This is a genomic window from Algibacter sp. TI.3.09, from assembly GCF_038154905.1.
Lineage (GTDB): Bacteria > Bacteroidota > Bacteroidia > Flavobacteriales > Flavobacteriaceae > Algibacter.
The window spans coordinates 65,040-79,611 of sequence record NZ_JBAKAN010000008.1 but is presented as its reverse complement, the minus strand read 5'-3'; the positions used below and the strand labels follow the sequence as shown (position 1 = coordinate 79,611).

The 14,572-nt window shown below is 33.1% G+C and carries 11 protein-coding genes; 7 read left to right on the top strand and 4 right to left on the bottom strand.

Annotated features, from left to right (window positions below; genetic code table 11):
* Positions 1 to 45: 45 nt before the first annotated feature.
* On the bottom strand, positions 46 to 831 hold the full coding sequence (locus tag V6246_RS17440; protein ID WP_159018085.1) for a hypothetical protein: 786 nt from the start codon (positions 829 to 831) through the stop codon (positions 46 to 48).
* Positions 832 to 1,111: 280 nt separating this feature from the next.
* On the opposite strand from V6246_RS17440, the gene miaB reads away from it, so the two are divergent.
* From miaB to groL, 7 genes are all read left to right on the top strand, one after another.
* On the top strand, positions 1,112 to 2,560 hold the full coding sequence (miaB, locus tag V6246_RS17435) for a tRNA (N6-isopentenyl adenosine(37)-C2)-methylthiotransferase MiaB (protein WP_341561737.1): 1,449 nt from the start codon (positions 1,112 to 1,114) through the stop codon (positions 2,558 to 2,560).
* Between the two features lie 63 nt (positions 2,561 to 2,623).
* A complete protein-coding gene (locus V6246_RS17430; protein ID WP_341561736.1) occupies positions 2,624 to 3,892 on the top strand; it encodes a sigma-54 dependent transcriptional regulator in 1,269 nt (422 codons plus the stop codon).
* Between the two features lie 59 nt (positions 3,893 to 3,951).
* Positions 3,952 to 4,458 (top strand): LptE family protein, encoded by a 507-nt coding sequence (locus V6246_RS17425; RefSeq protein ID WP_042498026.1) that lies wholly within the window; start codon positions 3,952 to 3,954, stop codon positions 4,456 to 4,458.
* A gap of 58 nt (positions 4,459 to 4,516) precedes the next feature.
* The gene (locus V6246_RS17420; RefSeq protein WP_341561735.1) at positions 4,517 to 5,464 is read left to right on the top strand and encodes a hypothetical protein; all 948 of its coding nucleotides are present in this window, start codon (positions 4,517 to 4,519) and stop codon (positions 5,462 to 5,464) included.
* Positions 5,464 to 5,814 carry a preprotein translocase subunit SecG gene (secG, locus tag V6246_RS17415; protein ID WP_341561734.1) on the top strand — a complete coding sequence of 117 codons (351 nt, stop codon included), beginning with the start codon at positions 5,464 to 5,466 and terminating at the stop codon, positions 5,812 to 5,814. The genes V6246_RS17420 and secG overlap by 1 nt, the downstream gene beginning before the upstream one ends.
* A 152-nt stretch (positions 5,815 to 5,966) precedes the next feature.
* Complete coding sequence (locus V6246_RS17410) at positions 5,967 to 6,242, top strand: co-chaperone GroES (RefSeq protein ID WP_042498021.1); 276 nt, start codon at positions 5,967 to 5,969, stop codon at positions 6,240 to 6,242.
* 105 nt (positions 6,243 to 6,347) lie between these two features.
* On the top strand, positions 6,348 to 7,979 hold the full coding sequence (groL, locus tag V6246_RS17405) for a chaperonin GroEL (RefSeq protein WP_341561733.1): 1,632 nt from the start codon (positions 6,348 to 6,350) through the stop codon (positions 7,977 to 7,979).
* Between the two features lie 241 nt (positions 7,980 to 8,220).
* On the opposite strand, the gene V6246_RS17400 is transcribed toward groL, so the two are convergent.
* Genes V6246_RS17400 through V6246_RS17390 form a run of 3 tightly spaced genes read right to left on the bottom strand, consistent with a single transcriptional unit; the run spans position 8,221 to position 14,548 of the window.
* Positions 8,221 to 9,831 (bottom strand): RagB/SusD family nutrient uptake outer membrane protein, encoded by a 1,611-nt coding sequence (locus V6246_RS17400; RefSeq protein WP_341561732.1) that lies wholly within the window; start codon positions 9,829 to 9,831, stop codon positions 8,221 to 8,223.
* A 39-nt stretch (positions 9,832 to 9,870) separates the two neighbouring features.
* Positions 9,871 to 12,987 (bottom strand): SusC/RagA family TonB-linked outer membrane protein, encoded by a 3,117-nt coding sequence (locus V6246_RS17395; protein ID WP_341561731.1) that lies wholly within the window; start codon positions 12,985 to 12,987, stop codon positions 9,871 to 9,873.
* 37 nt (positions 12,988 to 13,024) lie between these two features.
* The gene (locus V6246_RS17390) at positions 13,025 to 14,548 is read right to left on the bottom strand and encodes a fasciclin domain-containing protein (protein WP_341561730.1); all 1,524 of its coding nucleotides are present in this window, start codon (positions 14,546 to 14,548) and stop codon (positions 13,025 to 13,027) included.
* Positions 14,549 to 14,572: the final 24 nt, after the last annotated feature.

Below are 14,572 nucleotides of genomic sequence, written 5' to 3'. Positions count from 1 at the left end.
AAAAGCACTTATTTCAAAACACCTTTATATAAGTCTCTTATTTTTCTATTCTATAGAAGTACCTATTTCTTCAATAGCATTTGTGGTTTCATCAAACCCAACTACTTTTTTATAGATTAAATATATAGGATGCCATAAAAAGGCTTGTAAAAACAAAGATCCTAATCCGCAAGTAATCATAGAGATTACAAAAACACAAAGGTAACTTACAAGAAACAAAGCTATAGTTATACCCCATTTTTTAGTTCCTAATTTAAAACTAACTTTCACCACATCGCCTGTACTAAATTCGGGGTTAAAAGCGAAAACTAACATAAAATAAGAAACAGGAACCATAGTATATATTAATGGTATGTAACATAATAATGCCGAAGGAATAACAATACCTATAGAAATAAGCATTAATACAAAAGCTTTACTTAAATACTTACCTTTTACAAAATGAAAAAAATCGGTTGTATTAACCACTTCATTATAATCCATTCTTTTAATTATTCTGAAAAAAGAAGCTTGTAACGTTAATGAAATAGTACCAAGAACAAATATCCCTATAACTACAAACAAAATATACAATACAGACATACCGCCTAAAAATGTACTTAATGCTTCTTGATCGTTATAACCACTTTCCTGTTGCGCAACCATTAAACCAATTAAAGGCACGTACAACACTATAATTAAAGGTAACATAATAACCATAGTAAAAATTTGAAGCAAGAAACCTTGCACCCAAGTTTTTTTATACAACTCAATGGCTTCGCTAAAAATAGAGCCAAAATCGAGCTGCTTTGCATTATTAATTTTTTCTAATAGACTAGTAATTTTGTTCATATTTTAAAGTTAGGGGTTAAGTTATTTAAAGGCGTAAAAGTAATTTAATTTCTTAAAACAAAAAATTTTGTTAAATAAACTAAAATCACAATGTTAAATATTAAAAACAAACGATATACAAACCGTACTAAAAACCTGATTTATAAAACATTCTTTTAACCAAACAGACCACCATAAAACCTATAAATAAGCTTAAAAAATAAAACTGCCACTTTGTCACAAAACACAAATTAATTGTATCTTTGCATACTTATTGAACAATACCAGTTTCTAGCAAACTATGGAAAAAATTATAGACGAAAATAAACAAGGCCAATCTTTAACTCTTGAACAGAAAGAGGGCAATACACGCAAACTTTTTATTGAGAGCTACGGCTGCTCAATGAATTTTAGCGATAGTGAAATTGTAGCTTCTATCATGAAGGATCAAGGTTTTAATACCACACAAAACTTAGAAGAAGCCGATTTAGTTTTAGTAAACACCTGCTCTATTCGTGATAAAGCCGAGCAAACCGTACGTAAACGATTAGAAAAATATAACGCCGTAAAACGCGACATAAATCCAAAAATGAAAGTTGGTGTTTTGGGCTGTATGGCCGAACGCTTAAAAACAAAATTTCTTGAAGAAGAAAAAATTGTAGACTTAGTTGTTGGCCCAGATGCATACAAAGATTTACCAAACCTTTTAGCTGAAGTTGACGAAGGTAGAGACGCTATAAACGTTATTCTTTCTAAAGAAGAAACCTATGGAGATATTTCTCCAGTACGTTTAAATTCTAATGGAGTTACCGCTTTTGTTTCTATAACTCGTGGTTGCGATAACATGTGTACGTTTTGCGTGGTGCCTTTTACAAGAGGCCGTGAACGTAGTCGTGACCCACAAAGTATTTTAGAGGAAATAAACGATTTATGGAGCCGTGGTTTTAAAGAAATTACCTTACTTGGCCAAAACGTAGACAGTTACCTTTGGTATGGTGGCGGACTTAAAAAAGACTTTGTAAAAGCAACAGATATGGAGAAAGCTACTGCCGTAGACTTTTCTAAATTACTTGAGCTTTGTGCTAAAGAACAACCAAAAATGCGTATTCGTTTCTCAACGTCTAACCCTCAAGATTTAACTTTAGATGTGGTTGAAACCATGGCTAAATTCGATAATATTTGTAATCATATCCATTTACCTGTACAAAGCGGAAGTAACCGTATTTTAAAGGAAATGAATCGTTTACATACACGCGAAGAGTATTTTGAATTAATTGACAACATTCGTCGTATTATTCCAAAATGCACTATTAGCCACGATATGATTGTTGGTTTCCCAACAGAAACAGAAGAAGATTTTCAAGATACCGTTTCCTTAATGGAATACGTAAAATATAATTTTGGATACATGTTTACATATTCTGAACGCCCTGGTACCATGGCTGGAAGAAATATGGAAGACGATGTACCAGAGCCTGTTAAAAAACGTCGTTTACAAGACATTGTAGATTTACAACGTCAACACAGCGAATTTAGAACCAAAGAATACTTAGGTACAGAAATAGAGGTTTTAATTGAGAAAGAATCGAAAAAATCTACCGAACAATGGTCGGGTCGTAGCTCACAAAACATTGTTTGCGTGTTCCCTAAAGGTGATTTTAAAATTGGCGAGTTTGTAAAAGTTAAGGTTAACAATTGCACAAGTGCCACGTTAATTGGCGAAGGCATAGCATTATCAATGAATAATTAATATTTATTTGAAATTAAAACCAAGCATTTATCATTATTCACTTTTAATTTTTAATTAAGCATTATGGAATCAATCCAAGCAATTAAACAACGATTTGGTATTATTGGCAATACACCAACACTAAACCGTGCTATAGAAAAAGCCATTCAGGTTGCTCCTACCGATATTTCGGTTTTAGTAACCGGAGAAAGTGGTGTTGGAAAAGAAAGTATTCCTAAAATAATACATCAATTATCACATAGAAAACACAATAAATATATTGCCGTAAACTGTGGTGCCATACCAGAAGGCACAATAGATTCTGAGTTATTCGGACACGAAAAAGGTGCTTTTACAGGAGCAACACAAACCCGTGAAGGCTATTTTGAAGTTGCCGATGGCGGAACCATTTTTTTAGATGAAGTTGGCGAGTTACCGCTTACCACACAAGTTAGACTTTTACGTGTTTTAGAAAACGGTGAGTTTTTAAAAGTAGGTTCTAGTAAAGTTCAAAAAACCAATGTGCGTATTGTTGCAGCAACAAACGTAAACATGTTTGAAGCTATTGAAAAAGAAAAATTTAGAGAAGATTTATACTATCGTTTAAGCACTGTGGATATTAATTTACCTCCACTTCGCGAACGCCAAGACGATATTCATTTATTATTCAGAAAATTTGCTAGCGATTTTGCTTTAAAATACAAAATGCCAACTGTAAAGCTTACAGATTCGGCAGTGCAAGTTCTTACAAAACACCGATGGAATGGTAATATTAGACAGTTGCGTAACATTGCAGAACAAGTATCTGTTTTAGAACAAAACCGTACTATTAGCGCAGAAACTTTAAACGGTTATTTACCTGCTTCGACAACAAATTTACCTGCAGTAATTAAAACATCGAAATCTAAAAGTGATTTTAGTAGCGAACGCGAAATTCTCTACAAAGTACTTTTTGATATGAAAAGTGACTTAAGCGATTTAAAGAAACTCACCATGGAACTCATGAAAAATGGGAACACCAAAGATGTTGAGAAGAAAAACGAAAGCTTAATTCAGAAAATTTATGGTGACGATGATGACGATATTCATGATTTTGAAGAAAGCGTAACCAATACCGAGTTACTTTCTATTCCAGAACATACCTCAAAAATTGAAGAACCTATGAGTACGCAAGATAAGTATCACTTTGCAGAAGAAATTGAAGAGGAAGAAACCTTATCTATTCATGATAAAGAATTAGAATTAATTAAAAAATCGTTAGAACGTCACAGCGGAAAACGTAAATTAGCAGCCGCAGAACTTGGCATTAGCGAACGTACATTATACCGTAAAATTAAACAATACGATCTATAAAAACACGTTAACCTAATACACAAGTCTCTATAAAACAGATACGTATTCAAGAAAATAAAATGAAGCACGCAAAATACATTATTGCAATATTAACGATCGCAACCCTTACAAGTTGCGGTATTTACTCTTTTACAGGGACGTCTATTTCTTCTGATATAAAAACCTACCAAGTAAATCGATTTGAAAACAATGCCCTTTTAGTAGAACCAGGTTTAGAGCGAGATTTTAAATTAGCTTTAGAAGATTTAATTCAGAATCAAACCAACTTAAGTCTTGTACCATCTAATGGAGATTTAGTTTACGAAGGCGAAATTACAGGATACCGTGTTTCTCCAACAACAGCTACATCTGAAAATGTTGCAGCTCAAAACAGATTAACAATAAGTGTAAAGCTTAGGTTTTTCAACAGAAAAAAAGAGGAAGACGATTTAGAACAAAGCTTCTCTTTTTTCTATGATTACGATGGAACAGCACAACTTATTGGAACCACAAAAACCACAGCACACGAAGAAATTTTTGAGCGTTTAACTCAAGACATTTTTAATGCTACGTTAGCAAAATGGTAATAAAACCAAGCGTTAACAATCATTTTTTTAGATTAATATTAAAAATTTGGCTTAGCCAATGAATCGAACCGATTTTACATATCTACTACAAAACCCGCATGCTATAACGCATGAACAAACCGAGGCTATAAAATCTATACTAGATGAATATCCTTATTTTCAATCGGCACGCGCTATTCATTTAAAAGGATTAAAAGATCAAAGTAGTTTAGATTATAATCAAGCCTTAAAAACTACAGCTGCCTACACCACAGACCGTAGTATTTTATTCGATTTTATTACTTCGGAACATTTTATTCAGAATGAAATTTCACAATACATCAAAAAAAACATTTCACCTATAAATGATATAGAAATTGATGTTGAAGATATCACGGTTTATAAAAAAGTAACTATTGATGATACTTTAAAGCAACAAATACAGGATACTACTGGTGTTTTAGACCCTTCATTATTTGAACCTAAAGAATTTCGTCCGAAAAAAGAAACGACTCTTTCTATAATTCCTTCTGAATATATTGAAACTTCACCCGAAGAAGTTGATCAATCTCCCAAAAACACTCCAGAAGCTATATTAAATTTAGGGACACCACTTCCCTTTGATAAAAAAGAATCGCATTCTTTTAACCAATGGTTAAAACTTACACAATTTAAGCCTATTGAGCGCGAACCTGAAGTTTCAAAAAAACCTACTAAAAAGAAATCGGAAAAAGCCTTAAAAAAGGAGAAAAAATTCGATTTAATTGATAAATTCATCATTAAAAACCCAAAAATAAACCCAACAAAGCCACTTTTGCTTAAAGGAAATTTAGCTAAAGCCCAAATGATACAACCGGAAGCCTTAATGACAGAGACTTTAGCGCGTATTTATGTAGAACAAAAAAATTATTCGAAGGCTATTCAATCTTATAAAATTTTAAGTTTGAAATATCCAGAAAAAAGTGGTTTCTTTGCAAACCAAATCGAGGCAGTAAAACAATTACAAGAACAAAATAACAAGAAATAATGAGTACGTTTACAATATTTTTAGCATTAATAGTTGTGGTAGCATTTTTACTGATTGTAGTAATTATGGTGCAAAACCCTAAGGGTGGTGGATTATCTTCTTCATTTGGAGGTGGTGGAACACAGCAATTAGGCGGTGTGAAAAAGACAACCGATTTTTTAGACAAAAGCACATGGTACTTAGCTACATTTTTGCTAATATTAATTTTAGCTTCAAACATAGCTATTAACAGAGGCGATTCTACTTTAGAATCTAAAGCTTTAGATACTGATGCACCAAGCACTCAACCTTTAGCAACTCCTGCTAATACAGCAACCGATGCTGCTACAATAAAAGATAGTGTGAACTAAGATTCTCAAAAACATATTAGATTTAAAAATGCCAACTTTTACAGTTGGCATTTTTTATTTCTGCAAGTTTGTCAGTCTATTGCTCTTGGCATATTTTTAGCGTACTATTAAAGCGTTAATCATAATTCAATTAATTAAAAAATAATATAAAAATGAGCTTAAACATTAAACCATTAGCAGACCGCGTTCTTATTGAGCCTGCTGCCGCTGAAACTAAAACAGCATCAGGAATTATTATTCCAGATAACGCTAAAGAAAAACCACAAAAAGGAACTGTTGTTGCTGCCGGAAAAGGTACCAAAGACGAACCTATTACAGTAAAAGTTGGTGACACTGTTTTATATGGTAAATATGCTGGCACAGAATTAAAATTAGAAGGTACAGATTATTTAATTATGCGTGAGAGCGATATTCTTGCAATTATTTAATAATTCCTTTTTTATTTTCCGCGAAAGCGGAAACCTCATCAATTTAAACTAGATTTTCATTAAATAGATTTTCTCCTTAGTGAGAATAAAAAAATTAAACATATTATGGCAAAAGACATAAAATTTGATATTGAAGCACGCGACGGATTAAAACGTGGTGTTGATGCATTAGCAAACGCAGTAAAAGTAACGTTAGGCCCAAAAGGACGTAACGTAATTATTAGTAAAAGTTTTGGAGCACCACAAGTAACTAAAGATGGTGTGTCTGTAGCTAAAGAAATTGAATTAGAAAACCCATTAGAAAATATGGGTGCACAAATGGTTAAAGAAGTTGCTTCTAAAACTAACGATTTAGCAGGTGATGGTACTACAACTGCAACTGTATTGGCTCAAGCTATTGTAAAAGAAGGCTTAAAAAACGTTGCTGCAGGTGCTAACCCAATGGATTTAAAACGTGGTATTGACAAAGCTGTTGATGCTATTGTTGCCGATCTTGAAAAGCAAGCTAAAAAAGTAGGTAACTCATCAGAAATGATAAAACAAGTTGCTGCTATTTCTGCAAATAACGATGATACTATTGGCGAATTAATCGCTACGGCTTTTGGTAAAGTTGGTAAAGAAGGTGTTATTACTGTTGAAGAAGCTAAAGGGATGGAAACTTATGTTGACGTTGTTGAAGGTATGCAGTTTGATAGAGGTTACCTTTCTCCTTACTTTGTTACCGATGCTGATAAAATGATTGCTGATTTAGAAAATCCATACATTTTATTATTCGACAAAAAGATTTCTAACTTAAACGAAATTCTTCCAATTTTAGAGCCTGTTGCTCAATCTGGTCGTCCGTTATTAATTATTGCTGAAGATGTTGATGGACAAGCGTTAGCTACTTTAGTGGTAAACAAGTTACGTGGTGGATTAAAAATCGCAGCTGTTAAAGCGCCTGGTTTTGGTGACCGTCGTAAAGCTATGCTAGAAGATATCGCTATCTTAACTGGTGGAACTGTAATTTCTGAAGAAAGAGGTTTCACTTTAGAAAATGCAGATTTAACAATGCTTGGTACTGCTGAAACAGTAACAATTGATAAAGACAACACAACTATTGTAAATGGTTCTGGTGATGCTGAATCTATTAAAAATAGAGTAAACCAAATTAAATCTCAAATTGAAACTACAACTTCAGATTACGATAAAGAGAAACTACAAGAGCGTTTAGCTAAATTAGCTGGTGGTGTTGCTGTTCTTTACGTTGGTGCTGCAAGTGAAGTTGAAATGAAAGAGAAAAAAGACCGTGTTGATGATGCATTACACGCAACTAGAGCAGCCGTAGAAGAAGGTATTGTTGCTGGTGGTGGTGTTGCATTAGTAAGAGCTAAATCTGTTTTAGAGAAGCTTACAACAGAAAACTTAGATGAAACAACTGGTGTGCAAATTGTAGCTCGTGCTATTGAAGCGCCTTTACGTACTATTGTTGAAAATGCAGGTGGTGAAGGTAGTGTTGTTATCGCTAAAGTTTTAGAAGGTAAAAAAGATTTTGGTTTCGATGCCAAAACAGATCAATATGTTGATATGCTTAAAGCTGGTATTATCGATCCTAAAAAAGTAACACGTGTAGCATTAGAAAATGCAGCATCGGTTGCTGGAATGATTTTAACTACAGAATGTGCTTTAATTGACATTAAAGAAGATGCAGCTGCAATGCCTCCAATGGGTGGTGGCGGTATGCCAGGCATGATGTAATAACATCACTATATAGTATTAAAAAGGGGTTTTCTAAAATTTTAGATAACCCCTTTTTTTATTCTGTCTATATTTTTTAAAAAAACTACCCATTATAGAAACTGTTACAACCTCTAAACTTTGAGATAAATAAAACCAACGTGTATATAAAAAACAAAAACTCCAAGCATGACACTTGGAGTTTTTTCCTTTTAAAAAAAATAACAATAATATTAAGCTAATAATATAATCTTCCCATGTATTACTGCGACACAAAGTTGTCAGGAATACTTAATGGTAAATACCAGTTTTCTGGATTTAATAATTTTTGACCAACAGTTGCTGCTGCTCCACTTTCTCCTGCAGTTACAAACTTATTTGCAACAGCATTCGCCAATATTGTTGGATCGTTACTTCTACGTGAAAAACGAACTAAATCTTCCCATCTGTTTCCTTCAAAAGCCAACTCTAAAGCAGCCTCATTAAGAATTAACGCACCTACCTGCTCGATAGCACTAGCACTTGTTACATCGATATCTACACCTACCGGAGCCATACCTACACGACCACGAACTCCTAAGTAACCAGAAATTGGCTCATCACTAGAATTAGTTGCGTAATAGGTGTTTATATCAAAATTTAAATAAGCTTCCGCGTTTTCAAAAATAGGAGCATCAACAGGGTCTACATCAGGATTATTAAAAATACCATTTAAAATCGCTAAAGCCTGTTCTGGATGTCCTGCGTAATTAATAGCCTCTGCATATCTTAAATATACTTTAGCTGCTCTATTCCATGTAAAATAATCGTATTGATATTTTTTAATTGGAAGTAAATCACTAAAAGCATCAACTGAGCTACTAACTCTTGTATCTATTCCTTCGATCTTTGGCTCACCTTCAAACCCTACAGATTGATCTGCCCAATTATATATAATTGATAATGAAGCCGATAATTGATCTGTCACTACCGTAAAGCTATTGTTAGGCTGTCTATATTGTTCACTAAAACCAACATAATTGATAACCTCACTGGTTCTAACGGTTTCTCCAAATATGTTTAACCAACGGCTTACCGAACTGTAAGATTCCCCCGATTTTGTAACTGTCACCGAATTAGATCCAGATAAATATAAAACACCTTGTAAAGCCTCTTTATCTAAAAATGCTTTATATCTCGTTGCTGCTAGAGCATTGTTTCCTTTCCATAAATGTAAGTCTCCCAAAAGAATATCTTGATCAGGAATCATGTCAAAAATTGAAAACCCTAAAGAGCCTGCATATTTAGTTACATTCTCTACACCTTCAACCTCGGCTAGATTAGAAATTAATTGATCCAAAGCTTGATCTACTGATAATAAAGGATAAGTATCATCCAGTTCATCACTCGTTCTAATTGGTTTTGTAATGTATGGTAACTTTCCATAATTAATTAGAATTTGCATTTGCGCCCATGTTCTAATTCTTAAAATAGAAGCATAATCATCTAATAATTGATTTTCGTAAGCATCCGTATCAATACCTTCTAAAGCAAAATTACAGTTATTGATAATAGAAAACATAGTCGTTAAATCTGCATAACTATTATCTTCACTTATGTTGTGGTTGTTAACTTCTTGAAGCTCATCAATAGAGTTTGCGTTTACATTTACTAAATCTGCACGTAACTCGCCTAGCACTACATATTGCCCTACAACGCCTTGCAATTGAGAAAGCACTCCAAACAATGCCGATCTAGCATCTATTTGATCGTCGCCAAGGTAATCCTCGGCAAGCAATACTTCTTCAGGTTCTACTTCTAACAAACTCTCGCAAGAGGTTAAAAGTGTTAATCCGAAAAGTATGCTGAACGTAATATTTCTATATTGTTTCATTTATATCTATTTTTTTATTTTGAATCTATTATACAAAAATTATAGTCCTACTCTAACTCCAACTAAAACTGAAGTGTATTGTGGTGTTAAACCTGCATCGATACCTTGTAAATAACTTGTTTGAGACGAGCTTACTTCTGGATCAAACCCTAAATAATCTGTAATTGTAAATAAGTTATTTGCTGTAAGGAAAACTGTTGCATTAAAAAAGTCTGGACTATAAGATAATGATAAGGTTTTTAAACGAATGTAAGATCCATCTTCTATCCAACGGTCTGAAAACCTTGAATTACCAACAGCATCTCCATAAACCGCACGAGGTATATTCGTGTTTTGGTTTGCTACGGTCCAACGGTTTGCAACCGCTTCACTTTGGTTAGCTAAACCAGACATAGATTCTGTTTGCCAGCGTTGTGCATTGTAAACATCGTTTCCTTGACTGAATGAAAAGATAGCCGATAAGGATACATTTTTATATGTAAATGTATTGTAAACCATACCTGTAAAATCCGGATTAGGATTACCAATTACTACACGATCGTCTTCATTAATCACGTTATCAGAAGCATCACTGTTAACAAAGCGAACATCACCTGCTGCAAATGGTTGTTCGAACCCTGCAAAATCCACCCAGTTTAAACCTTCGGTTGAAGCTTCTGTAGCATTGTTATAAATACCATCTGTTTTGTAACCGTAAAATAAACCTAACGCACTGCCTTCTTTATTAATGATTGTGGCGTTTATACCAGCGATTTCATATATCTGTTGATCTCCAGGTAATGAGATAATCTTGTTTTTATATTGAGAAATATTTCCTCCAACATCCCAAGTAAAATTATCTGTATTAATAACACGTGCATTAATCCCTAATTCGAAACCTCTATTTTTAAGTTTTCCATCGTTAGACAAGAACCCTTCACTACCAAAAACTGGGCTTATACTAGTTTGGTTTAATAAACCATCTGTAACATTGTTAAAATAATCTAAGTTTACAGATACGCGTTCGTTTAACAATCCTAAATCTAAACCTATGTTAGCTTTAGTTGTTTCTTCCCAACGTATAGAACTTTTAGCAATGTTACCATTAATAAGTCCTGTTCCTTCTAAAAATCTAGTAGACACAAAATAAGATTCTGCATTGTAGTTTCCAATACCATCGTTACCTGTTAAACCATAACTTGCTCTAAGTTTTAATTTATCGATAAGATTATTGTTAGCCATAAAGTTTTCTGAAGAAATTAACCACCCCACTCCTAAACCAGGAAAAATACCGGTAGATTTAGCATCTCCAAAACGAGATGAACTATCGAAAGCTAAATTGTAACTCACAAAATACTTATTTAAAAACGAATAATCTGCATTAGCATAAAGTGATGCATATTTCCAGTTCCCAATATTACCAGAAGTAACAAACGTATCTCTATTACCATTATTAAGTGATGTAAATTGATCGTCTCCAGAGTTACCACTAATAGAGTATGAATTCTCATAATCATTTTGGTTGTAACGCACTCCTAAGTTTATTGAGAAATCGTGAATATTATCAACGTTTAATTTATAATTTAATCGTGTATCGTTAAAAACAGAAAATAAACTCTCTACACTTACTTTTGATGTACGATAAAAAGCATCACCAAAATCGTTAGTTTCTTCAGACAATCCTAAATCTGGTAAGAAAACATTTTGTCTGTTTTTAATATAATTAACACCAGATAAAGAACTCAACGTTAATTTATCTGAAATTTTATAACCGAAGTTTAATTGTCCGTAAAGATTATAATCTTTTGCAACAAACGTTGCAACATCTGTAATAACTACAGGGTTACTAAAGCCACCAATATCATCAACATCTTGATAAACATCGGTTACTACACCATCTGCATTCTCTGTATAAGGTGCCAAAAATGGCGATTTATTAAGCGCTGAAAATATTGGAGATGTGCTTAACAAACCATCGTCATACAAACTTCTATCTGTATAACTTACACTTAAGTTTGTAGATAAAGATAATCTATCTGTAATGTTTGTATCGGCATTAAAACGTGTTGTAAAACGCTCGAAATCTGAATTAGAAATTACACCTCCGTTAGTAGAATAACCAACAGATAAACCATATTTAGCAATCTCATCACCTCCGGTTACTTTTAAATAGTACTCATTAACATAGTTATCATCGAATACTTGTTTTTGCCAATCAGTAGAATTATGATATTTTTCATAATCTTGAAAAGATGTACTTTCATTAAAATAAGGTAAATTACTTATTTCACTATTAGTATAAAGTCCCGAATTATTTAATTGGTTAGATAAATACGTTTTGTATTGATCTGCATTCATCATTCTAATATTATCCGGAGAAATATTTAAACCTGCTTGCGCATAGAAATCTATTTTAGTTGTAACATCATCCGTTTTATTAGTTTCAATAAGTATTACACCATTTGCAGCTCTAGATCCGTAGATTGAAGCCGCATCTTTAATTACTGTAATATTTGCAATATCCTTTGGGTTTATATCTGATAAAGGATCGTAACTATACCCTCTAATAATAGAATTATTATTAAACGTATTTGTTTCAATCATCATACCATCTACAACTATTAAAGGCTGTGTAGAACTGTTTAAAGTATTGTACCCTCTAATAAAGTTATTAGAACCAATACCCGGAATTCCAGAACGCATAATACTCCGCATACCGCTTACTTCGTTACCTGTAATCATATTTGCTGCAGACTCACGTGCTGTAGCAATACTGCCCTCTCTTACAGAAATAGCTCCTACTACAGATGAGTTACTTTTAGCTCTAAGAGGTGTGTTTACGTCTGTATAATACGTATTGAAATCCTTTTTATTAATTTTAATTTCAATTTTAGATCTTCCTCTTAAGGCAACCTCTTTATCTTGAAATTCTTGGCTACTTAATATAAGTGTAGCTCTACCATCTGGAACTTTTATCGAGAATGTGCCTTTTTCGTCTGTAAGTACAGAGGAAAAATTACCCGCTCGTACATTAACGCCAGCCAAAGGCTCTTTATTAGTAGCGTTAAGGACCGTTCCCGTAACTATTTTATTCGATTTTTCTTGTCCTTGCGATGCAAAAATAATTCCGAAAAATAGAATGAAAAGCAGGGAATATGTATTTTTTATTTTCATCATAATCAGATAATTCATGTTTATTTTTTAGTTAAAATACTTACTCTACTGGCGTTAGTGCTATAAAATCTAGACCAAACTTACGATCGTACAACAGTAGTTCTGGTTCACTCACATCTACAATAACTTTAAGCTTCACAAAGTACTCATTATCAACCTCCTCATTAACAAACACAGGAATATCATAAGTATCACCAATGGTAACAACACCATCTTCAAGGTTACTTACTACTAATGGGCCAATTTCGTTTACAATTACATTTTTATCAGCATCTGTGTAGCTAAACTCAAACCTCAACTTAGTATCTTGAGATGCTCCTACGGGAGTAAATCGTAATTGAATATTATAACTTGCAGATAACACATTACTAAATGCTACTTCAAAATAATTATTACTATTACTCGCATCTGGATTTGCTAATAAGCTTACTGTATTAGTAAATGATCCTGATGCTGTTCTATCAAAATTTTGAACTACTGTAAAGTCTGACAAATCGCCTATAGTTCTTCTTTTATTATCTTCTACCTCATATCCAATAATTTTATACATAACATTTTCTGGAGTATAATTTAAATCACTAACTAAAATCACATTGCCATTACTTAATGCTTCATTACCCGTTATAGAACTAGCGTCTAGCGTTACAAAATTACCAACCGTATTTAAAAGCAACGATCCGTCTAAATCTGCTTGTTCAAAAGCTGGAAATGTTAAGTTGCTAAATATTGTTCTGTCTGTATTACTCTTTACAGAATCTTCAATTGGAAATTTATAATACTCTTTAAAACGATCGTAAATCCCTGTATAAGCATCATCGGTTAAACCTATAAAAGTAAAACGATCTTCTTCAGAACTTAGATCTCCTATTGTTTTAAATTGTGTATTTGATGCGCTAAAAATAGAATCGTAAACCGTTTGGCCTAATGTATTGGTGCCTGTTTTAACACTTTTTGCTTCATCAAAAAGAACTTCGTTATACTGAGAAAAGTATTCCATTAAAACCGGAAATTCTTCTACATTGTCATTAAGGAATCCCCAAATATTTGGTTTTACACTTAACACGCTTGACACCTTATGTAGGATACCGTTTGATGTTAGCAAATCTGCTTCTAACAAATCAACATCAGCAAAAGTAACTTGCCCATCTACATTAGAAAACTCGATATATTTATCGTTAAGCATTTTTACAAATACAGGGTTTTCATTTATGGTTGAGCCGTAAGAGAATCTAGAAATATGATTTCCTATTAATTGTGTTAATGCATCTGGATCGCTTAATACATCGGCAGATACCAATGCTAAAGCTTCGTTACTTGGTGCCCATACTGTAAAAGCTTGCGATGAGCTAAGTAACTCTTCAAAACCTGTTTGTTTTACCAGTTCTAAAAAGGTTGAATAGTTAGCATCGGTAGCTAACGTCTCTAAAATACTAGATTCTAACCTTTGATCTTGTTGTCCATAATGGTCGTCCAAGGCATCTTCCTTACAGCTAAATGCTACAAGGATAACAAGAACGGCACATATGCGACCTAGATTAATTATGAAATTATGTTTATTATTCATTATAAGTTCTTTATTATTTATTTT

What these genes read in the sequence shown, in the direction of transcription:
- V6246_RS17400 (WP_341561732.1), bottom strand. Translation starts at nt 9,831, where the DNA reads ATGAAACAATATAGAAATATTACGTTCAGCATACTTTTCGGATTAACA.
- secG (WP_341561734.1), top strand. Translation starts at nt 5,464, where the DNA reads ATGAGTACGTTTACAATATTTTTAGCATTAATAGTTGTGGTAGCATTT.
- V6246_RS17395 (WP_341561731.1), bottom strand. Translation starts at nt 12,987, where the DNA reads ATGATGAAAATAAAAAATACATATTCCCTGCTTTTCATTCTATTTTTC.
- V6246_RS17390 (WP_341561730.1), bottom strand. Translation starts at nt 14,548, where the DNA reads ATGAATAATAAACATAATTTCATAATTAATCTAGGTCGCATATGTGCC.
- groL (WP_341561733.1), top strand. Translation starts at nt 6,348, where the DNA reads ATGGCAAAAGACATAAAATTTGATATTGAAGCACGCGACGGATTAAAA.
- V6246_RS17420 (WP_341561735.1), top strand. Translation starts at nt 4,517, where the DNA reads ATGAATCGAACCGATTTTACATATCTACTACAAAACCCGCATGCTATA.
- V6246_RS17430 (WP_341561736.1), top strand. Translation starts at nt 2,624, where the DNA reads ATGGAATCAATCCAAGCAATTAAACAACGATTTGGTATTATTGGCAAT.
- V6246_RS17425 (WP_042498026.1), top strand. Translation starts at nt 3,952, where the DNA reads ATGAAGCACGCAAAATACATTATTGCAATATTAACGATCGCAACCCTT.
- miaB (WP_341561737.1), top strand. Translation starts at nt 1,112, where the DNA reads ATGGAAAAAATTATAGACGAAAATAAACAAGGCCAATCTTTAACTCTT.
- V6246_RS17440 (WP_159018085.1), bottom strand. Translation starts at nt 831, where the DNA reads ATGAACAAAATTACTAGTCTATTAGAAAAAATTAATAATGCAAAGCAG.
- V6246_RS17410 (WP_042498021.1), top strand. Translation starts at nt 5,967, where the DNA reads ATGAGCTTAAACATTAAACCATTAGCAGACCGCGTTCTTATTGAGCCT.